Raw genomic sequence first — 20,835 nt, forward strand, 5'->3', positions numbered from 1 at the left:
TGCCGCCGCATATGCCCCATGCCGTCTCCCCCCTCGCCCGGTCCTTTCCCGCGATCCCGCCAATTGCCGGCGTAACGCTGCGCGTGGCGCGCGCGGGCTACAAGGACTGGGGGCGCTGCGACCTGACCTACGCCGAACTGGCCGAGGGCACTGCAGTGGCCGGGGTCTTCACCCGCAATGTCTGCTGCTCGTCCGAGGTCGAACTGGGTCGCGCCAATATCGCCCAGGGCAAGGCGCGCGCGCTGGTGGTCAACGCCGGAAATTCGAATGCGTTCACCGGCTATCGCGGCCGCGAGGCGGTCGAGGCGATCATGGACCAGGTCGCCGCCCGGCTGGCCTGCCCGCGCGAACAGGTCTTCGTGTCCTCCACCGGCGTGATCGGCGTGCCGCTGCCCAAGGACAAAGCCCGGGCCGGAGTTGCCGCCGCGTTGATCGCCCCGCCCTGCTCCTGGCAGGATGCCGCCGACACCATCGGCACGACAGACACCTTCGCCAAGGGCGCGACCGCCACCGCCGTGGTCGATGGCCGGACCGTGACGCTCGGCGCGATCGTCAAGGGATCGGGCATGATCGCGCCCGACATGGCGACCATGCTGGGCTACGTCTTCACCGACTGCGCCATTGCGCCCGGCTTCCTGCAGGACTTGCTGGTCAAGGCGAGTGCGGCGACCTTCAACTGCATCACCGTCGACAGCGACACGTCGACCAGCGACACGGTCTTGGCCTTTGCCACAGGCAAGGCGGGCAACGCACCGCTGACCGGCTTCGACAGCGCGGGAGCCGATGCCTTTGCCGCGGCCCTCAACCACGTCTGCCACCAGCTTGCCCACCTCGTCGTGCGCGACGGCGAAGGCGCGCAGAAGTTCATCGCCGTTAGTGTTACCGGCGCGACCAGCGACGAAAGCGCCCGAAAGGTAGGCCTCTCCATCGCCAACTCGCCGCTGGTCAAGACCGCCATCGCCGGAGAGGACGCCAATTGGGGCCGCGTTGTTATGGCCGTCGGCAAGGCGGGCGAACCGGCCGACCGCGACACGCTCTCGATCGGTTTCGGCGGAACCTGGTGCGCGCGCAAAGGGCTGCCACTCGCCGATTACGACGAGGCGCCGGTGGCCGCGCACCTCAAGGGCCAGGACATCACGATCGAGGTCGACCTGGGTCTTGGCGAGGGCCGCGCCACGGTGTGGACCTGCGACCTGACCCACGGCTACATCTCGATAAACGCGGACTACCGTTCGTGACCACGACGGGCCTGACCGGCGACGTGCTGCGCGTCATCCGCGAGGCCGTCGATCGCGCCATCCTGCCGCGCTTCCGCACGCTGAGCTCGGGCGAGATCATCGACAAGGGCGGCAACGAGCTCGTCACGATCGCCGACCGCGAGGCCGAGGTTATCCTGGCCGAGGGGCTCGCCCGCCTCCTGCCCGGGGCGACCGTCGTCGGGGAGGAAGCGGCCAGCGCCGACCCCGCCCTGCTTGACCGGCTGGGCGATGACCTGTGCTGGATCATCGACCCGGTCGACGGGACCAACAATTTCGCCTCGGGCAAGGCGCCGTTCGGGGTGATGGTCGCGCTATCGGAAAAAGGCGTGACTCAGGCGGGATGGATCTACGACCCCCTCGGCGGGCGGCTGTGCCACGCGCATCTGGGCTACGGCGCCTTCGTCGGCGAGGATCGGATCGACGCGAAGACTTCGGGCGAGGAACCGCCGATCGCGGCAGTCTCCCTGGTGTTCATGGATCAAGACAAGCGCGAAGCCATGCGCCAGCACATCGCGCCGCACTATACGCTGGTCGACATCCCGCGATGCGCCGCCGAACAGTACCCGCGCATCGCGCTGGGCGTGAACGACCTGTCGATCTTCGAACGCACGCTGGCCTGGGACCATGCGGCTGGCGCTCTCTTCGTCAACGAAGCGGGCGGCATGGTCGCACGACCGGACGGCCGCCCCTACCGCGTCGACGAGGCGCACCTGCCCGGCCTGATCGGCGCGGCAAGTCCGGCCCTGTTCGAACAGCTCGCCGCGCGGCTTGCAGCGTTCTAGAGTTCGCTTTCCAGCCAACCCTTGAGCTGACTCTTCGGCGCGGCGCCCAGCTTCTGCGCGACCGGCTGGCCGTTCTTGAACAGCACCATGAGCGGGATCGACTGCACGCCGTACTTCGCCGCGGTGTCGGTGTTTTCCATGATATCGACCTTGGCGATGGTCACCTTGTCGGACAGTTCGTCGCTGATCTCTTCCAGCGCCGGGCCGATCATCTTGCACGGACCACACCAGTCGGCCCAGAAATCGACGAGCACCGGCTTGTCGCTTTGGAGGACATCGGCAGCGAAGCTGGAATCGGTAACGGCCTTGGTCGCCATGGGGGAATCTCCTGTCTGTAGTCGCCAATCTAGGATGCCGCGCGCCAATGGCAACGCCCCGCGCGGCAAAGCATTGCTAGGTGCCGGTCAATGCCTGCTTGTGGATGGCAAGCAGCGCCGTCGGAATTACCAGCAGGCGCGGCGTCTGGGTGTAAAGCAGCGCCGCCTCCACCTTGCGGCCCGGGTAGACGGCTTCGAGCGCCGCGGCATAGGCTGCCATCTGGCGCAGGATCGCAACCGGCACTTCGTCGAGACTGGCCGGAGGGCGTCGCGCGGTCTTGAAATCGATCAGCCGGATGCGATCAGCCCCGATCACCACGCGATCGATCGTCCCGGCGATGACTTGCCCGCCGACCGTCGCCGCTATCGGCACCTCGGCCAGCGAGCCCGGCGCGAACAGCTCGGCCCAGGCCGGATCGCCTAGCACGCGGATCGCGGACGCCGCCATGCCGGTGCGGGCATGATGATCGAGATCGCCGGCGGCGCGCGCCAGCCAGGCCAGGGCCGCCGCCTCGCGCTCCGGCGGTGGCACGTCCGGCAGGCGCTCGAGCAGGCGGTGCAGAAGCACGCCGCGCCGCGCCGCTTCACCGCCGGCACCGGGCGGATAAGGCGGATCGGCAGCGAGGTCCTCGCCCAGCGAGGATGGTGCGAGCGGGCGCGACGGGCGCGGTTCGGCGGGTGCCGGCCGTTCCAGCCAAGGTTCGAGCAGGGCCAGCTCGGCCGCGGATCGGTCCGGCGGCGGCAGCGTCGCGGTGGTCACCGCGCCATGCTCCAGCCGCGCTCCCCACAGCGGATCGTCGAGCCAGTCACCCGAGCCGAACAGCCCCTGCAGCCGTGCGTACCAGCTGTCCGCAGCGGGCTCGGTCTCGCGCGGGCCCAGCGCGCCAGCGATGAACAGGGCTTCCTCGGCGCGGGTCATCGCGACATAGAGCAGCCGCCAATGCTCCTGCCGCTCTTCGGTCCGGGCCGCGTCGTGCGCCTGTGCGATCCGTCCGACCCGTTCGGCCTTGCGCAATGACGGCAGCGGCACGGCGCGAGGTTCACCGCCCCATTCGCTTGCCGGATCCTTCAATTCGAGCGGGCTGCCAAGCGATCGTTCGGGATCGTCGGCAGCATCGGCAAGGATGACGATCGGCGCCTGAAGGCCCTTCGATCCGTGGACCGTCATCACCCGCACCTGGTCGCCCTGCTTGCCCGCCTCGCGCTTCAACTCGCCCTCGCCCGCGTCGAACCAGCGGATAAAGCCCTGCAGGCTCGGCACTTCGGTTCCGGCAAAGGAGCTGGCGGCGTTGAGCAGTTCGTCGATCGGATCGTTGGCCTCTGCGCCAAGCCGCGCGACAAGCGCACGCCGGCCTTGCCACGGCCCGGTCAGGATCCAGTGCAGCAGCGCGAGCGGCGGTTCGTAATCGGCGAGGCGCAGCAGTTCGAACAGCCGCACCATGGCCTGCTCCGCCACCGGCTCGCGGCTGCGCCGGAGGTGTTCCCACAGGCGCAGATCACCGTCGCGGTATCCATGGGTCAGCAGGTCATCCTGCGACCAGCCAAGCAGCGGCGAAGTCAGCAGGCAGGCAAGGTTGAGGTCGTCGAACGGCTGCGCGGCAAAACGCACCGCCGCCATCAGATCGCGCACGGCCAGCGGCGCGGCAAGTCGCAGGCGATCGACCCCGGCCACCGGAACGCCTGCGGCGTGCAGCCGCCCAACGATCAGTCCTGCCAGCTCCTTGCGCTTGCGGACCAACACCATGACGTCACCCGCGCGCGCGCGGCGGGCGGTACCCGGCACCTCGCCCTTAACAAGCGGAAAACCGTGGTCGATCCAGTGCTTGACCTGCTGCGCGATGCGATCGGCCAGGCGGCGGTCGGAGCGTGCGAACCAGGTGTCCTCGCCCTCCTCGTCGATGACCTCGTCCTCTTCGCGGCCGGCCACGACGCGCCACAGCGTGACGAGGCCCGGGCGATCCTCGCCACGATGACGATCGGGTGCCTGGTCGAGCCCGATCGCCTCGAACCCGATCGCCTCGACCGCAAGATCGACGAACTCGAGCACGTCGCGCGAAGTGCGGAAGCTCTGGCTGAGGCCCAGATCCTGCAATTCGCGCGCGCTCCGGCTTTCGCGCAGTTGGAAGACGTTTTCAGCCAGGCGCATCTGGGCACGCACGCGTTCCTTGGCGCGGGCGAAGTTTTCGGGGCTGGTGCCCTGGAAGCGGAAGATCGCCTGCTTGTAATCGCCGACCACGAACAGCGTCCGCAGCACGTCGCCGCGCAGGCCCTCGCCGCTGAAGAAATCGCCGATCAGCGCATCGATGATGTGCCACTGCGCGGCGTTGGTGTCCTGTGCCTCATCGACCAGCACGTGATCGAACCGCCGGTCGAGCTTGTAGCGGATCCAGCCGGCAAGGTCGGACTGCTGTAGCAGATGGGCGGCCTGCCGGATCTGGTCGTCGAAATCGATCAGCCCCTCGCGCGCCTTGGCCTCATCCCAGGCGAGTGCGAAACGGCGGCCGAGTTCGAGAGCCGGGGCCAGCCAGGCCGCCAGGGCGATCAGCGCTTGGCGCTCGCGCACGGCGAGGACCGAGCGGAGCACCGCTTCGCCGGCCTGTTCGAAGCCTTCCTCGAACTTGACCAGCGACTTGCCGTTCTTGACTGCGTCCTTCTGGGTGAACAGCACTTTCGACAGCTCAGCCAGGCGCAACAAGCGCTCTTCGGCATCGGCCGCCAGCCAGGCGGAAATGACCGCCCTGCCGTCCTGCCCGGTCTTGACCGACCACTGGCCATAGGCCGCTAAGCACAGTTCGAGGGCATCGGTATCGAACACCCCATCGGCGCAGAGGCCCGCGGCGCTCTCGGCATCGGCTGGCAGCCCGATCAGGCGGCGCACGTCGGCGTCCATCGGCGGCTGCCAGGCACCGGGCCCGTGCCACAGGTCGTGCGCTTCGGCGCAGCGCAGCAGGTAAGCTTCGACCGAGTCGGGACCGAGCCGCTCGGACAGCACGGCGACGGCGTGCAGCGTCTCGGCATCGCCCCTTTCTTCGGCTTCGACCAGCATGCCGCCCAGCACCTCGCGCATCAGCAATTGCCGGTCGCGATCCTCCATCGCCCGTGTCCCTGGAGCCAGCCCGGCCTCGTGTGGAAAGGCGGACAGGAGCCACTGCGCAAAGGCATGAATGGTGTCGATGCGCAGCCCGCCGCCCGGGCAGTCGAGCACCGAGGCGAACAGGGTGCGCGCCCGCGCGCGCGCTTCAGGTCCTGACCTCGCGCCGATCGCTTCGAGTTCGCGGAACAGCGCATTGTCGTCCAATCGCACCCATCGGGCCAGAACCTCGTTGATGCGGGTCGCCATTTCGGCGGCGCCGGCCTTGGTGAAGGTCAGGCAGAGGATTTGAGAAGGGGCAACGTTGTCCTGCAGCAAAAGTCGCAGCACGCGCGCCGACAGAACCTGCGTCTTGCCGGTCCCGGCCGAGGCGGAAAGCCAGACCACCTCGCCCGGATCGACCGCCGGGCGCTGTTCGTCTGTCAGGGGGAAGACGCGGCTCATGGCTTGCTGGCCCAGGCGTCGGCGCGAGTTTGCCATTCGTCGAGCCGCATCAACTGATCGTAGTCGTTGTAGCCGCCGATGTCGGGGTTGAGACGCGCGGTGAAAGCCTCGTCTCCCTTGATCCAGCGAACGATCGCCTCGCGCAGGTAGGTCTCGATAGTGTAGAGGAACTCGGCGCGCGGCAGGCCCGACTTCTTCTGGCCTTCCAGCACGGGCTCGGCCACATAGCCGAAGCTGTCGTTCTTCGGATCCTTGCCCAGCGACCAGTATTCGAACCCGTCGGGATCGCCGACCGCCTGGGCAAATCCACCGTCGCGCGCAATCAGGCCAAGAACGCCCAATTGCAGCGCAAAACCTTCCTGCACCATTCGACCCGACGGCGGCGAGCCAGTCTTGTAGTCGACAACCACAAGCTTGCCGTCAGCGCGGCGGTCGATCCGGTCGGCACGGCCGAACACGCGCACGCCATCGACCTCCATCGCGCCGTCCTTTTCGCTCAAGGCCACGCTGCGCCCTTCGTCCGCGGCAAGCCGCGCGACCTCGGCGTCGATCCAGTCGAGCGCGCGGGCCAAACGCGGCCACCACAATGCGCGGACCAGCGGGTGGGCCTGCATCGTGCGCAGTTCGGCATCGGCGATGGCGTGAAGCGCGCCCGGCAGCTGCCCGGCCTCGTGCCAGCGGTTGAGCACGCGGTGGACCGCCGTGCCCTTCCACGCCGCACTCGGTTCGGCATCGAGGGGATCGAGCGCGCGCAGGCGCAGGATCGCCTGGGCATAGAACTGGTAGGGATCGGAGCGCAGCCGGTCGATCGCGGTGACGGCCAGCGGCACGTCGCGCTGCTCGGTCGACGGGCGCGGCTCCGGCCTGGGATAGGGCGGCGCTGGGCTGGCACGGTCGATGGCGCGGGCAAGGTCCACGGCGCGCGTCTCGCGGTGATCGCCGGCAAGATCGCCGAGCAGCGCCTCGACACGCAGGACGAAGCGGCTTGGAATCACGGGGCCACCCTCGTCGCGATCGGCCCAGCTCAGCACGACTTCGGGCGCGCCGAGCGAACCGGCCAGGTCGTGGGCGGCTAGGCCGATCCGAAACTCGCCCGCCGGCACGCCAAGAGCACGCAATACGGCGGGCGGCAGCAACGACTCGGGCGCGGCGGAACCGGGCCAGGCGCCCTCGGTCAGGCCGGCGCAGATGACCAGGTCCGCGCGGCTCATCCGCGCTTCGAGCAGGCCGTAGATCGCGACGCGCGGGTGGCTGCCCCACGGCGGGCGTACCGCCACGCGGTCCATCGCATCGCGCAACACGGTCAGGACATCGCCCGGCGCGATCAGGGTGCCGACGTCCCGGGCTGCAGCGCGCTGATCCTCGACCCAGGCCGACAAGGCGCGGCCATCGGCATTGCTCCACAGCCGCAACCCGCAGAGCACCTCGCCGGCCTGCGCCAGAGCCTCGAGCGCATCGGCAAGTGGCAACTCGCCGGGCCATGCCAGCAGCGGGCCGAGCGTTGCTTCGACGCCGGTCCACCAGTCCTGCGCCGGCTGGTCCATCTTGCCGATCAAGTCGGCGATCGGCGCGAGCCCGGGGGCGAGGCGCGGCCCGCGCAGCCGGCGGTCGAGGTGGCGGGCGTGCTCCAGCCACGCGGCGCGGTCCCCGTCGCCTCCCGCAAGCGGATGTTGCAGAAGCGCAAGCAGCGCCACCGGCGCGGCTTTGGTGGCGACGACTTCGGACAGTTGCAGAACCAGGCGGCCCGCAGGGGTCTGCGAAAGAGGCTGGCCAGCAGTATCGTCCGCCGCAATCTGCCAGCGGCGCAGATGCGCCACGACGCGGCCCGCCAGCTTGCGGTCGGGAGTTACCAGCGCGACGCGGCGTTCGGGCACCTCCAGCGCCTCGCGGATCAGCACCGCGATGGCCTGCGCTTCTTCGCCGGGGTGGGCGCTGTTCATCAACCGCACGCCCGACAGACGGCGCTGTGCGGCGGGCAGATCGACCCAGCGCGCGCTGGCGCGCGAGGGCAGGAACAGGTTCGAGATGGCGCGGCTGCGCTCGGGCGGTGCCGGCGACAGGCCGGCGCGATGCCAAGGCTCGACCTCGCCGCGGTTCACGCCCATGCGGTTGAGAAGCAGCTTGAGATGGTACTGCGGGTGAGTCAGCGCGTCATGCTCGCCGAACGGCGGATCGTCGGACCTCTCCGGCGCCCCGGCCGTGCCCAACAGATCCCAGGTTTCCTCGTCCAACGACAGGTCGAGATCGGGGAGGATGACCGCGCCGCGCGGGGTTTCGGCCACGACGCGCAGCAACCGGGCCAGCGCGGGCGAGGCGCTGGTGATCCCGGCAGCGACCAGCGGGCTTTTCGGCGGCGTGTCGCGCCAGCGCGCGGCAGCATGGTCGAACAGGCGGTTGCGCCGCTCTGGCCCGTCGACCTCGCCGCGCTCGGCCAGCTCGGCCTGCCAATGCGCCAGCACGACCGCGAACTGGCGGGTGGAGGCGATCCAGTGCTGCGCCTGTTCGCCGACGATCCCGGCAATCCGCTCTTCGATCAGCCGCTCGAAGCCGATGCCCTCGATCGCCAGCCGGTCGATCGTGCGTCCTGTGTCGAAGGCAAGGCGCAGCAAGGCCGGCATGGGCGGCGCGCCGTCACCCATTGCCTCGCGCAGCAATTCAGCAAGCCGCAGTTGCCGCCGCAGCGGATCGGCGGCCGGGGGAATGGTCGTGCCGGCCCCCAGCGGATCGAGCAGCGGGCCGAGCGTTTCGTCGAGGTCGAGATCGCCGACCACGGCCATGCGCGGCAGCAGCAGCCCCTGCCCAGACAAGCGAACGAACGCTTCGGTGACGATCCGTTCGGCGCGTCGGCTGGGCAGAAGAAGGGTCAACCGCGCCAGACCGAGCTGGTCCTCGCCGTAGCGCGGGATGAGTCCGGCGACGAGCGCGTCGGCGAAGCCGCGGTGCGCCGCGATCGAATAGACCTGCGGCCCGCCCCGTTCAGTCACCGGACAGTGCGGCTTCTGTGAGGCCGATCGCCTCGGGATAGCCGACGTCGAACCAGGCTCCTTCGTGAACCAGCCCGAAACAGCGACCCTGCGCGATGGCGCGATCCCAGAAAAGGTTGGTGGAAAAGACGTCGGATGGCGGATCTGTCACCACCTTGCGCGCCAGCATCTGGATCCCCGTCCAGACAAAGGGTCGCGGCCGCTTGGGTCCGTCGCGCGACAGGCGGCCATCGGCGTCCATGTCGAAATCGCCGGTCCCCTGCGTGTTGCCGGCCCGCTCGGTCGGCACGACCAGCATCAGCACGTCCATCCGCTCCGCATCCCACATCGCGGCCATGCGATGCAGCGCGTGCTCGTCGGTATCGGCGAACCAGTTGTCGGCGTTGATGCAGAAAAACGGATCGCCTTCGATCAGCGGCAGCGCCTTGACCAGACCGCCACCGGTGTCGCGCAGCAGGTCGCGCTCGTCCGACACGGCGACCGTGAAGTCCCGCGCATGAGTTGCAAGATGCGCCTCGATCTGTTCGGCGAAGTAGTGGACGTTGACGACGATGCGTCCGACCCCCGCGTTGCGCAGCAAGTCGAGCACGTGGTCGAGCAGAGTTGTGCCAGCTACTTCGACCAGCGGCTTGGGCCGGCTCGCGGTCAGCGGCATCATCCGCGTGCCCTTGCCCGCGGCCATGATCATCGCGGTGCCGGGCTGCTCGCTCATACCGAAAAGGCGCCGCCACCCGCCTTGCGCAAGTCCGACGGGATGAAGCGATCGAACCACAACGCCACCGGCTCGAGCGCCGGATGGGTCAGGTCGCGCTCAAGCGCCGCCCAGACCCGCGGGATGAGATCGAGGTAGCGCGGCTTGCCGTCGCGCTGCCACAGCCGCACGAAAATGCCGACGATCTTGGCGTTGCGCTGCGCACCGAGGCGGGCGTAGTCGGCCAGGAACTCGGGCCCCGCTCCACTCTTCGCGACGTAATAGTCGAACATTTCGGTCTCGAGCGCGGTCGACACGTCGCGGCGGGCGTCCTGCAGCAGCGAGACGAGATCGTAGGCGGGATGGCCGACCAGCGCGTCCTGGAAATCGAGCAGCCCCTGCTTCTGCAGCGAGCCCAGCAGCATGATGTTCTCGGCGTGGTAATCGCGCAGCACCGTCACGCCGGGGCGCTGACGAGGAAGAAGTTGGCTCATCACCTGCTCCCACGCCTTGTCATAGGCGGCCGCGTCGACGGTTAGCCCCTGCGCCGGGCAATACCATTCGGTGAACAGCCGCGCCTCGCGCTGGTATTCGGACAGCCCATAGGCGGTGAACGGGCCCGGCGGCAGGCGGTGCAAGGCCACCAGCGCATCGATTGCGCTCTTGTAAACCTCGGCTTCGTCCTGCGGCCATTCGTCAAGGTATTCGCGCATCCGCACCTCGCCGAAATCCTCGATCAGGACCAGCCCGCGCGACGCGTTCTCGGCCAGGATCACCGGCGCGCGCAGGCCGTTGGCATCGAGCCACTTGGCGGCGCGCAGGAACGGGGTGGGGTCCTCGTGCGGAGGCGGCGCGTCCATCAGCATTGCCGTCGCCTTGTCGCGGCGGACGCGGAAATAGCGCCGGAACGAGGCGTCACCGGCCAATGGCTCGATCACGGCGTCGGACCATCCGGCGGTGGCGAGGAAAGCGTCGATGCCCTCGGGCAGGGATTGCGTCATGGCAGGCGCCCTAGCCAATCGGCCCCGCCCTCGACAATGGCAATCCGACCCGTTTCCGCAGTTTCGAGGCGAAGCGACAGGCACGCCGGTTCGTGCGCGAAGCCGCCGGCGTGTTCGGGCCATTCGGCCAGCAGTGCGGCCCCCTCGCGGTAATCGTCGAGGCCGATCTCCTCCGCCTCCTCGGGCCGTTCGAGCCGGTAGAAATCGGCGTGGACCAGCGGCAGGCGCACTGTTGGCGGATCATAGGTCTCGATGATCGCAAAGCTCGGCGACGGCACCTCGCCCGGATGGCCCAGCGCGGCGATGATCGCGCGGGCCAGCGTGGTCTTGCCGGCGCCCAGCCCGCCGGACAGTGCCACGACATCGCCGGGACGCAGCCGATCGGCGATGCGCGCCCCTAATGCCGCCGTGGCGGCAAGGTCGGGCAGTTCCACCTTCACGGCAACTCGACGATCGCCGCAGTGCCCTGCCCCGGCTCGGACAGCAGTTCGAGCGTGCCGCCGTGGGCTTCGATAAGCTGGCGTGCCAGCGGCAGGCCAAGGCCCTGGCGGCGCTCGATCGTCTTGCCGTCGGCGGCGACCTTGATCCCTTCGAGCGCGCGAGCCAGGGTGGCCGCGTCCATGCCGGGACCGTTGTCCGAAACGACGATCTGCGCCTTGCCCTTGCGGCCTGACAATTCGACCAGGATGCGTCCTCCTGACGGCGTTGCGGCAATGGCGTTGTCGATCAGGTGACCGACGGCGCGGCCCAGGCGGCGGCGATCCCCGGTCAGGCGCCCGGCGCTGCGATCGCCCCGCATGTCGAGCGTGATCGACCCGGCCTTGATGGCTGCAGCGCGTTCCTCGACCAGCTTGGTAACGAAGGGCAGCAGGTCGATCTCCTCCTGCGCCAGCGGCAGCAGGCCGGCCTCGCTCTGTGACAGGTCGAGCACGTCGTCGATCTGCTCGCCAAGGCGGGCCACCGAACTGAGGATCGCCGCGACGTAGTCGTTGCCCTGTTCGCTCAATTCGCCGCCCAGCCCCGCTTGCAGCAATTCGGCAAACCCGCCGATCGAGGTCAGCGGGGTGCGGAACTCGTAGCTCATCGTGGCCAGGAAGCGGGTCTTCATCGCGTCCGCCTCTTCCAGGGCAGCGTTGCGCTGCTTCAGCGCCTCCTCCGCCTTCTGGCTGTCGGTGATGTCGAGTACGGTCAGCAGGCCGTTGCCGTCGGGCAGCGGCACGCCAGCAAACTCGAGCGTTCGCCCGTCGGCCAGCGTGGCGCGGCCTTCGCGCTGCTTGCGGTCGAGCGTGGCCGAACGGATCGCGTCGCCGACCTGCCTGACACGGCCGGGGTGGACCAGCTTCTGCGAGATCCTGTCGAGCAGCGCCTCGATCCGGGGATGACCGTCAAGGAAGGTATCCTCCAGGCCCCAGTCGGCAGCGAAGCGGCGGTTCCACAGCTGCATCTTGCCGTCAGGGGCAAAAACGGCGACCGATTCGAACAGGCTGTCGAAGGTCGCGGTGCGGGTGCGCAGCAGCGTGTCGCGGACCGCCGAAAGGCGGAGCTGTTCGGTGCGATCCTCGGCGATCAGCATCATGCCGCCATCGGGCAGCGGCTGGCCAACTACGCGCAGGTGCGTTCCGTCGGCCAGGGTCCAGGCCTCTTCCTGCGGGGCGCTGGCGGTAAACCAACCCGCACGCTCGCGCCGCCAGGCAGGAAAGTCGCGCGCCTCGGGCACGCGTCCGGCATCGCGCGCCAGATCGAGCAGCCGCTCGAAAGGCGGCGGATCGAGCATGGTCGTGGGCTTCAGCGCAAAGATCCGCTGGAACGGCTGGTTGGCGAAGGTCAGTTGGCGTCGGACATCGAACTGTGCAACCCCTGCCGAAAGCTGGTCCAGCATGGCGCGCTGGGCATCGCGGAAGGCGCGAAAATCGCGGCTCAGTTCTTCCATCTCCTCGACATCGACCGCGTAACCGGCAACGCCCTCGTCCCCCAGCGGCAAATCGGAGACGCGCAGCGCGCGGCGCTGGCCGCCGATCGTTGCGGAGACCATGCGCTCGATAGGCAACTTGCGTGCGAAAGACTGCAGAGCGACCTGCCGCGCAGTCAGTCCGTCGACCGATTCGATCAGTTCCACACCCGTTTCCGCGACGCTGCGCGCGTCCTCGCCAGCGACGGCGCGGACATAGGCCTGGTTGACCAGGCGCAGGTCGCCGTCGGGGCTGCGGAACCACATCGGCATGGGGGCGGCTTCGATCAACCCGACGAGCGCGGCAAAGTCGCCTCGTGCCCGGGCGGCATCCTCACGCAGTTGAACCAGTTCGCTTTCGCTGTCGGAAAAGTCGAATACCCAGACCAGCGCCGCGCCGCCCGGCGACACCTGCGGGTCGGCCAGGTGCCCGCGCAGGGCCAGGCTGCGGGTCGAGCCGCGCGGGGTGGCGACCATGCGGAAGGGTGCGGCCGTGCGCTGGGTGCGGCGCACCGCCTCGGTCAGTTCGGCGAGCTTTTCGGTCGAAAGCCCCCCGGACCCGCCATCGACTCGTTCGCCGTCCAGTTCGGTCAGATATTGCGGGACCTTCTCCAGACCCAGCCAGTTGGCCAGCCGTAGCGGCGCCTCGATCCGCCCGTCGACCCTGACAAGCAGCGGCAAGGCCGGACTCTCGTCGACCATCCGCCCCAGTCGGCGGGCATGGCGCTGGCTGGCTTCGGCGCGCTTCTGCCGGGCCCGCGCCGCCAGCACCGCCCAGATCGCCGCGACGGTCCATGCGGCCAGGAGCAGGCCGAGAAGTACCAGTGCGGTGGGGGTAAGCGTCATGCCCCCCAGCTATGCGCCGGGGGGCACGATGGCAAGCCGGTGCAACCGCTTAGTAGCGGTAATGCTCGGGCTTGAACGGTCCCTGCTGGGGAACGCCGATATAGTCGGCCTGCTTCTTCGACAGCGTGGTCAGCTTGACCCCGAGCTTGTCGAGATGCAGCGCCGCGACTTTTTCGTCGAGGTGCTTGGGCAGCACGTAAACCTCGTTCTTGTATTCGGCCGCCTTGGTGAACAGTTCGATCTGGGCCAGCGTCTGGTTGGTAAAGCTCGAGCTCATCACGAAACTCGGGTGACCGGTGGCGCAGCCCAGGTTGACCAGGCGCCCCTTGGCCAGAACGATGATCTGCTTGCCGTCCGGGAATTCGACCAGGTCGGTGCCCGGCTTCACCTCGGTCCACTTGTAGTTGTCGAGCGCTGCGATCTGGATCTCGCTGTCGAAATGGCCGATGTTGCACACGATGCTCATCGGTTTCATCGCCTTCATGTGTTCGGCGGTGATGACGTCCTCGTTGCCGGTGGCGGTGACAAAGATGTCGCAACGGCTGACCGCTTCTTCCATCGTCACGACCTCGTAACCCTCCATCGCCGCCTGCAGCGCGCAGATCGGATCGATTTCGGTGACCATCACGCGCGCGCCGCCCTGGCGCAGCGAAGCGGCGCTGCCCTTGCCGACGTCGCCGAAGCCCGCGACGCAGGCAACCTTGCCGGCCAGCATCACGTCGGTCGCGCGGCGGATCGCGTCGACTAGCGATTCCTTGCAGCCGTAGAGGTTGTCGAACTTCGACTTGGTGACGCTGTCGTTCACGTTGATCGCGGGGAACGGCAGCTTGCCATCCTTGGCGATCTGGTAAAGGCGGTGAACGCCGGTGGTCGTTTCCTCCGAAACGCCCTTGATGTGCGCCACCGACATGGTGAGGTAGCCGGGCTTTGCCTTGACGAAAGCCTTGAGCGCGCGCTGGAATTCGATCTCCTCGGCGTTGCCGGGTTCGGGCATCGTGTCGCCGGCTTCAAGCCTTGCGCCCCACAGGGCGAACATCGTGGCATCGCCGCCATCGTCGAGGATCATGTTGGCGGTGCGGCCGGTGCCGTCGTCCCAGTCGAAAATCTTGCCGACATAGTCCCAGTAATCGGCCAGGCTCTCGCCCTTGACCGCGAAAACCGGAATGCCCGCGGCGGCGATCGCGGCGGCAGCGTGATCCTGGGTCGAAAAGATGTTGCAGGTGGCCCAGCGCACTTCGGCGCCCAGCGCGACGAGCGTCTCGATCAGCACCGCGGTCTGGATCGTCATATGCAGCGAACCGGTGATCCGCGCCCCCTTCAGTGGCTGCGATGCTCCGAATTCTTCTCTCAGCGCCATCAGCCCGGGCATTTCGGTTTCGGCGATGCGGATTTCAGCGCGGCCGAATTCCGCGAGGCCGAGATCGGCGATTACATAGTCCTTGGCGGCAATGTCAGCTGCGCTGGCCACAGGGCAAACTCCTTGATCGTGTCGTGCAAGAAGGCGCCGGCCGGATGCAAAAAGGCGGCGCCAAAGCTGACGCCGCCCTTAGCCCCTGATGCGCGCAGAGGCAAACATAAAGAAATCTTTATATCCGTGATGGGAGCCGCAGTCACGACCCGTGCGGCCCGCGCGCTCCCATCCGTTCAGCCGATCGCGCCCCCCCGAGCGCAATGCGGTTGCCTAGCGGCGGGCGTAACCGTACTGGCCGCCGCCACCCTGGCCGAGCAACTGGTCGGCCGCCTCGACAAGCGGCGCCGTGCCCTTGGCCGCAGCAAGGCCGCTGGCAACCTTCTTGAGCTGATCGCAGCCGAGCCAGGGATGGCCGTTGCCGTATTCGTTCGCCATGGTGACGCTCAGCTTGTCCAGTGCGCGGTTGGCACCGGTCGCGCCGTGGCGCTTGGCAAGGCCGGCCTTCATTTCACGGCTGGCCGCGTTGAGCGCGACGAGGTGCCTGGTCGTGAACTTGCCGTATTCGCTCTGAAAATTGTACGCCGTGGTGCGGCAGCGCAGCCCCGTAACCATCAGCATGATGTCCAGCCGGCGCAGCTTTTCGGCCTGGCTCATCGCACCGGCAGCCTGGGCCGGAACGGATGCCAGCATCGATATGGCGGCAAGCCCTGCCGCAACCCCCTTGATAATCATCTGCAGTCTCCCCGCAGGACGACCTATCCCGCTGCGAAGACAGTCCTCTCAATCCGTTTACGGAAAGTTAAATCGCGTTGGTGAAGCGAAATTAACCATGGGTCCAAGGTTGCCCTCACGCTACACCCCCCTATATCCTGCGGGCAATTCGCAACCCGCCCTGCGCGGCATGAGAAGGAGATGGAAACATGACGATTTCGGTTGGAGACAAGCTGCCCGACGTGAAGCTGGTCAAGGCTACCGAGAATGGCCCCGAGGCGGTGCAGAGCGCCGATTACTTCAAGGGCAAGCGCGTCGCCCTGTTCTCCGTCCCTGGCGCCTTCACCCCGACCTGCTCGGCCAAGCACCTGCCGGGCTTCGTGGACAAGGCCGAAGACCTCAAGGCAAAGGGCATCGACGAGATCGTCGGCACCGCGGTCAATGATCCCTTCGTGATGGGCGCCTGGAATAAGGCTTCGGGTTCCGACGCGATCACCATGCTGGCAGACGGCAACGGTGACTTTGCCGAAGCCGTGGGCCTTACCATGGATGGCAGCGCCTTCGGCCTTGGCAAGCGCGGCCAGCGCTTCTCGATGGTCGTAAACGACGGCGTGGTCGAGCAGCTCAATGTCGAGGCGCCGGGCGAGTTCAAGGTAAGCAGCGCCGAGCACATGCTCGAGCAGCTTTGAGGTAAAGCGCTCATGTGGGGGCAGCTCGCGGTCAAGGCTCTACTTTCGGGTCTGGTGATCGCGGCTGCCTCCGAACTGGCGCGACGCAATCCGGGTTGGGGCGGCCTGGTCGCCAGCCTGCCGCTGACGACGCTTCTCGCGCTTGTCTGGCTATGGCGTGACGCGCCCGATCCGCTGCGTGCCTCCGACTTTCTCATCGGCACCTGCGCCTATGTCCTGGCCGCCCTCCCGTCCCTCTTCCTTGTCGCCATCCTGCTGCGGCGCGGACTGTCCTTCGCCCCCGCACTGTTGTGCGGCGCGCTAACGGCCATGGCCGGCTATCTGGTTCTTATGTGGCTCGGCCGCCGCTACGGGCTACCGGTCTGATCAGCCCGGAATGGCGTAGGTCACCGTGGCCTGGCCGACGACATTGCCCGGATCGTCCTGCCACAACCGGACGTCGACCGTGGCGAGCCGCCTGCCTAATTTGAGCAGCACCGCATCGGCGTGGACGCGGCGAAAGGCGACCGCGCGCAAGAAGCTGTAGTTGAGATTGCTGGTCATGGCCATGGCGACCGGCCCGATATGCGCGAGTATGACCGCATAGGCAGCGCGGTCAGCGAGGCCCATCTGTGTCGGCCCCGATACGATGCCGCCTGGCCGGAGCCCGGCTTCGTCGGGATCGAAGGCGATCCGCACGAAGCCCGGAGCGATCGTGAAGCGTTCCGCCGCGTGGACGTCTTGGGCACCATGCGGAAAGGCCTCGGCAAAGAAGGCCGACAGCGCCTCGGCGTCCATCACCGGCGCCAGATCGATAGCCATCCGATCAATAGCCCATCAGGCTGAGCACTTCCTTGCGGCTGCGCGAATCGTCAAGAAAACAGCCAATCAGGCGGCTGGTGACCATGCCGACGCCCGGCGTCTTGACCCCGCGGCCGGTCATGCAGCCGTGCTGCGCCTCGATCACCACAGCCACTCCCTGTGGCTGAAGGTTGTCCCAGATGCATTGCGCCACTTCGGCGGTCAGCCGCTCTTGTATCTGCAGGCGCTGCGCAAAGCCGTGCAGCACGCGGGCCAGCTTTGAAATGCCGACGACCCGCTCGTTCGGCATATAGGCGATGGCCGCCTTGCCGGTGATCGGCGCCATGTGATGTTCGCAGTGCGACTGGAAGGGAATGTCCTTCAACAGCACCAGCTCGTTGTAGCCGCCAACTTCCTCGAAGGTGCGCGACAGGTGGTACGCCGGTTCCTCCTGATAGCCGAGGCAGTATTCCTTCCACGCGCGCGCAACGCGGGCCGGTGTGTCGAGCAGGCCTTCACGGGACGGATCGTCCCCCGACCACCGGATCAGGGTGCGGATCGCTTCCTGCACGTCGTCGGGCACCGGCAGCTTGGCCATGGGCCCGGCATCGCCGTAGTCATCGTGGTCGTGCGTCATGCTCTCGAATCTCCTCGCTCCGGCCGCCTGAGCCACCCGCCGCGGCGGAACAGACCGCGACGCTTGTGTATCGGCTCGAACATCTCTTCGGGGCGCTCTGGATCAAGAAGGGCGTTGTCGGCAACCGTCTTTTCGGCTTCGGTCAGTTCCTGCAGCACGAACGGCTCGAGCCGCTTGCCGTTGTCGGGCGCCCTGGCGATCAGGTCATGCATCGATTGCCCATCGACAAGCGCGGCCGCCACCTGGTCGAAGGGCAGGCCGGTGTGCTCTGCCAGCAGGCGCGCGCGCAGATTGCGGATCGCAGCCACCGCCTGCTCATTGCCCGGTCGCTCGGCGTCGATGAACACGTCACATTCGCTGTCGAGGCCGAGCGAGCGGTTGTTCATGTTGGCAGAGCCGATGCGCAGGATCGCATCGTCGACGATCATCATCTTCGAATGGACATAGATCGCCGTCCCGGCGGCATTGTAGGGCAAATAGATCCGGAACCGGTTGCCGGGGTCGTGACGGCCGATGGCATGGCACAATTGCACACGCGCGCCGTCCATGGCGGCCTGTTCCAGCCAGCCGTCGGCGGTCTCGGGGTTGATGATGACGATGTCGGGCGGGTCGGGTTCGGCCATCTTCTTCGCGATGGCCTCCGCAATCACGCGCGAGGCAAAATACTGGCTTTCGGCATAGATGAATCGCTTCGCGCGCCCGATGTGTTCGACGAACAGGTTCTCGATCTCGCGGATCTCGCCGCAGTCGCGGTACGCGGCGCGGGTGCGCGCAATGCCGATCTCGACATCGGTAAACTCTGCCTTGAGGCGTTCGGGCCAGGCCGTTCCGTCCTGCTCCTTGCACGCTTGCAGCGGTTCTCCGCCGGCCGCCCGCCAGCGGTCGCGCGCCAGAGCGGCGATCGCGCCGGCCGCCGGCCCCTCGAGCATCATGGTCATGTCGTGCCACGGGCCGTAAAGCTTGCGACCGTCGGGCCTCTTGCGGCGCGGATCGTCTTCCTTGTGTTCGGGCGTGTCCCACCGATCCGAGGTCATGTCGATGCCGCCGCAAACGCCGAAACAATCGTCGATCGTCACAATCTTCTGGTGGTGGCTGCAGCCCAGTGGGTGCGCGCTGTCGAACTTGAAGTCGATCTGGGGTGTCAGGTACCAGCGGATCAGATCGAGGATCATCGAACCGCGGAACACGAACTTGAGCGCGCCGAAGTTCCACTTGAGCACGCGCACCTGCAACTGCGGTCGCCGCCTGCACAGCCAGATGATGAACCGCCCAAGGCGCGCTGGCGGACGCCGCCTCCCCTCGCCATCCCGGCGTCGCCGCCGTCCCGGCTCGAGCCGCGCGCGGGTGTCGAAATCCCAACCCACCAGATGAATCCGCTGCCGCGCGGCCATCATCGCTTCTTCCATCAGGGTGAAGTAATCGGCCGCATCGACCACAACGTGGGCCCTGGTGGCCCTGGCAAACCGCCAGGCGGACGGAGTTGCCGAACGATCGTCGAAGTCAGTATCCTGCATGCCCCCTCCATAGCGCCTGCGCGTTCCCGACTCCAAGTAACGCACAGCCAGTTTAGTCGTTCCGATGCGTCGGCCCGGTTACGGCATTGCCTGCACGCCAGGCATCTCTGATTCGAGTTGATCGATGGCCTGCGCTCGGCCAACCTGACTTGTAGAAAGGCCGGTGCACTTGGCGCAACCTTCTGGAATGTTGGACAACCAACAGGCATCGCGCGCGCTTGCCGGCAACAGGCTGCAAATGTTGCGCCACTACTGGCTTGAGATCGCAATCGTCACGGCAACGATTGTAGTCCAATCCCATCTGATTCTGACGTCTGACCTGAGCTGGCTTCTGACCGTAGGGGAGCGCATCCTGGCAGGCGGCAAGCTTGGCATCGATGTAATCGAACTCAATCCACCGTTGAGTTGGATCGTCTATCTTCCTGGCGCCTGGATTGGCCAGCGCACACCGCTGCCGGCGGATCTCGCGGTCCTGACCATGACCGTCCTGTTCGCACTCCTGCAGGTCAAGCTGACCTTGTCGCTAGCGGGCCCATGGCACCATGACGGTGCATCACGTCGACGGGCCCGAATCGTCCTGCTTGCGGCAACCCTGCTCTTGCCGGCGATGCATTTCGGTCAACGCGAACACCTTGCGGTTCTTGGTCTTCTGCCGTTCGTCGCGTTGGTCGCTTCGCCTGTGCCATCCACCCGAACGCTGCGCGTCCTGTGCGGTCTTGGGGCTGGCTTCGCGATGTGTCTGAAGCCTCATTTGGCCGCCGTCGCCGGTCTTCCGTTATTATGGGCATTGGCGAGGCGCCCATCGTGGCGAAACGTTTTTCGTATCGAAGCGCTTGTCGCGGCAGCGGTCGTATTTGCCTACGTCGGAATGATAGTCCTGTTTTTCCCGCAAATTCTTACCGCTGACGCGCGATTGGCATCGCAAGTCTACGTTACCAACCGAGAAGACCTGCGCACCTTGCTGGCATACGGTTTCGGTGCAACGTCAATAGCTTCGATCCTTCTGGTCGTTCTGGTCATAGGGCCGAAATCCCCGGATTGGCGACAGGCTGGCCCCTGGTGCATGGCGGCGCTGGGTGGAGCAATCTCCTATCTCGTTCAAGGCAAAGGGTTCGGATACACACTACTGCCGATGGTAACCTTGAGCCTGTGTATTGCCTGGTTATCGCCCACGATGTTACGCGAAACGACGCCGTTCTCGGGACGCTTTGCCAAAGCGCGGTTTGCGGCAGTCATCGTTCTGACGTTGGAACTGTGGGTTGCGATGGTCGAATTTCGCCAAGACCACGGTCGTTTTGTCCCTCTTATCACGGCACATGCGCCGCCGCATCCTGCGCTTATTGCGATAACACCGCACATCAGCATCGGCGAGCCGCTCGTCCGGCTCGTACATGGCACGTGGGCCAGTGCTGCCGGTAGCCAGCTTACGTCGGGCGCAGTCGCCAGACTTGAGCGCGAAAGCAAAGTCTCACCCGAAGACCGGCCGGGCTATGCAAGGCTCGTGTTCGCGGAGCGTGCCCGACTACGATCAGATCTCGTCACGCGCCGACCCGACGTCGTCATGATCGATACATACAACTTCAGGCAGAAGTTCGACTGGGAAGGCTGGGCGCGGACGGACGGCGAGATCGACCGCGTCCTGCGCAGCGACTATGCCTTTTTTGGGGAGCATGAGGGCATCCGATTTTATTTCCGCCGCAAGCCCGGCGCGGCGGAGTAATCATCCAAGC

17 protein-coding genes are annotated in these 20,835 nt (G+C 66.9%); 5 read left to right on the forward strand and 12 right to left on the reverse strand.

Features of this window, described 5'->3' with window-relative positions; all coding sequences use genetic code 11:
• Positions 1-11: 11 nt before the first annotated feature.
• Positions 12-1,238, forward strand: a complete 1,227-nt coding sequence (gene argJ / locus B0I00_RS04310; RefSeq protein WP_100866078.1) for a bifunctional glutamate N-acetyltransferase/amino-acid acetyltransferase ArgJ — start codon at positions 12-14, stop codon at positions 1,236-1,238.
• Positions 1,235-2,041 carry an inositol monophosphatase family protein gene (locus tag B0I00_RS04315; protein ID WP_232730105.1) on the forward strand — a complete coding sequence of 269 codons (807 nt, stop codon included), beginning with the start codon at positions 1,235-1,237 and terminating at the stop codon, positions 2,039-2,041. The genes argJ and B0I00_RS04315 overlap by 4 nt, the downstream gene beginning before the upstream one ends.
• Here B0I00_RS04315 and trxA read toward each other — a convergent pair.
• The 9 genes from trxA to B0I00_RS04360 form a co-directional block, all read right to left on the reverse strand.
• A complete protein-coding gene (gene trxA, locus B0I00_RS04320) occupies positions 2,038-2,358 on the reverse strand; it encodes a thioredoxin (RefSeq protein ID WP_100866079.1) in 321 nt (106 codons plus the stop codon). The two genes, B0I00_RS04315 and trxA, sit on opposite strands and share 4 nt — an antisense overlap.
• Before the next feature lie 76 nt (positions 2,359-2,434).
• Entirely contained in the window at positions 2,435-5,893 is a 3,459-nt protein-coding gene (gene addA / locus B0I00_RS04325) for a double-strand break repair helicase AddA (RefSeq protein WP_100866080.1), read from the reverse strand.
• Positions 5,890-8,877: a PD-(D/E)XK nuclease family protein gene (locus B0I00_RS04330; RefSeq protein ID WP_100866081.1), complete on the reverse strand. Its 2,988-nt coding sequence runs from the start codon at positions 8,875-8,877 to the stop codon at positions 5,890-5,892. Before B0I00_RS04330 ends, addA begins: the two co-directional genes overlap by 4 nt.
• Entirely contained in the window at positions 8,870-9,589 is a 720-nt protein-coding gene (locus B0I00_RS04335) for a nucleotidyltransferase family protein (protein WP_100866082.1), read from the reverse strand. The genes B0I00_RS04330 and B0I00_RS04335 overlap by 8 nt, the downstream gene beginning before the upstream one ends.
• Positions 9,586-10,569, reverse strand: a complete 984-nt coding sequence (locus tag B0I00_RS04340) for an aminoglycoside phosphotransferase family protein (RefSeq protein ID WP_100866083.1) — start codon at positions 10,567-10,569, stop codon at positions 9,586-9,588. Before B0I00_RS04340 ends, B0I00_RS04335 begins: the two co-directional genes overlap by 4 nt.
• Positions 10,566-11,009, reverse strand: coding sequence for a tRNA (adenosine(37)-N6)-threonylcarbamoyltransferase complex ATPase subunit type 1 TsaE (tsaE, locus tag B0I00_RS04345; RefSeq protein ID WP_100866084.1), 444 nt, complete (start codon positions 11,007-11,009; stop codon positions 10,566-10,568). The genes B0I00_RS04340 and tsaE overlap by 4 nt, the downstream gene beginning before the upstream one ends.
• Positions 11,006-13,363 carry a PAS domain-containing sensor histidine kinase gene (locus tag B0I00_RS04350; RefSeq protein ID WP_100866085.1) on the reverse strand — a complete coding sequence of 786 codons (2,358 nt, stop codon included), beginning with the start codon at positions 13,361-13,363 and terminating at the stop codon, positions 11,006-11,008. Before B0I00_RS04350 ends, tsaE begins: the two co-directional genes overlap by 4 nt.
• Positions 13,364-13,412: 49 nt before the next feature.
• A complete protein-coding gene (ahcY, locus tag B0I00_RS04355) occupies positions 13,413-14,813 on the reverse strand; it encodes an adenosylhomocysteinase (protein WP_100866491.1) in 1,401 nt (466 codons plus the stop codon).
• 231 nt (positions 14,814-15,044) lie between these two features.
• Complete coding sequence (locus B0I00_RS04360) at positions 15,045-15,506, reverse strand: S-adenosyl-L-homocysteine hydrolase (protein WP_100866086.1); 462 nt, start codon at positions 15,504-15,506, stop codon at positions 15,045-15,047.
• Positions 15,507-15,694: 188 nt separating this feature from the next.
• On the opposite strand from B0I00_RS04360, the gene B0I00_RS04365 reads away from it, so the two are divergent.
• Both B0I00_RS04365 and B0I00_RS04370 read left to right on the forward strand, forming a co-directional pair.
• The gene (locus tag B0I00_RS04365; protein WP_100866087.1) at positions 15,695-16,174 is read left to right on the forward strand and encodes a peroxiredoxin; all 480 of its coding nucleotides are present in this window, start codon (positions 15,695-15,697) and stop codon (positions 16,172-16,174) included.
• Positions 16,175-16,186: 12 nt separating this feature from the next.
• Positions 16,187-16,540 carry a DUF3147 family protein gene (locus tag B0I00_RS04370; RefSeq protein WP_100866088.1) on the forward strand — a complete coding sequence of 118 codons (354 nt, stop codon included), beginning with the start codon at positions 16,187-16,189 and terminating at the stop codon, positions 16,538-16,540.
• On the opposite strand, the gene B0I00_RS04375 is transcribed toward B0I00_RS04370, so the two are convergent.
• The 3 genes from B0I00_RS04375 to B0I00_RS04385 are packed head-to-tail and all read right to left on the reverse strand — an operon-like array spanning position 16,541 to position 19,105.
• Complete coding sequence (locus tag B0I00_RS04375) at positions 16,541-16,975, reverse strand: PaaI family thioesterase (RefSeq protein WP_100866089.1); 435 nt, start codon at positions 16,973-16,975, stop codon at positions 16,541-16,543.
• Positions 16,976-16,979: 4 nt separating this feature from the next.
• Complete coding sequence (folE, locus tag B0I00_RS04380) at positions 16,980-17,591, reverse strand: GTP cyclohydrolase I FolE (protein ID WP_100866090.1); 612 nt, start codon at positions 17,589-17,591, stop codon at positions 16,980-16,982.
• The gene (locus B0I00_RS04385) at positions 17,588-19,105 is read right to left on the reverse strand and encodes a phospholipase D-like domain-containing protein (RefSeq protein ID WP_100866091.1); all 1,518 of its coding nucleotides are present in this window, start codon (positions 19,103-19,105) and stop codon (positions 17,588-17,590) included. Before B0I00_RS04385 ends, folE begins: the two co-directional genes overlap by 4 nt.
• Positions 19,106-19,292: 187 nt before the next feature.
• Between B0I00_RS04385 and B0I00_RS04390 the strand changes: the two genes are divergently transcribed.
• On the forward strand, positions 19,293-20,825 hold the full coding sequence (locus B0I00_RS04390) for a hypothetical protein (protein ID WP_100866092.1): 1,533 nt from the start codon (positions 19,293-19,295) through the stop codon (positions 20,823-20,825).
• Positions 20,826-20,835 lie beyond the last annotated feature (10 nt).

The sequence above is a fragment of the Novosphingobium kunmingense genome (assembly GCF_002813245.1).
In the GTDB taxonomy this organism is placed as follows: Bacteria; Pseudomonadota; Alphaproteobacteria; order Sphingomonadales; family Sphingomonadaceae; genus Novosphingobium; species Novosphingobium kunmingense.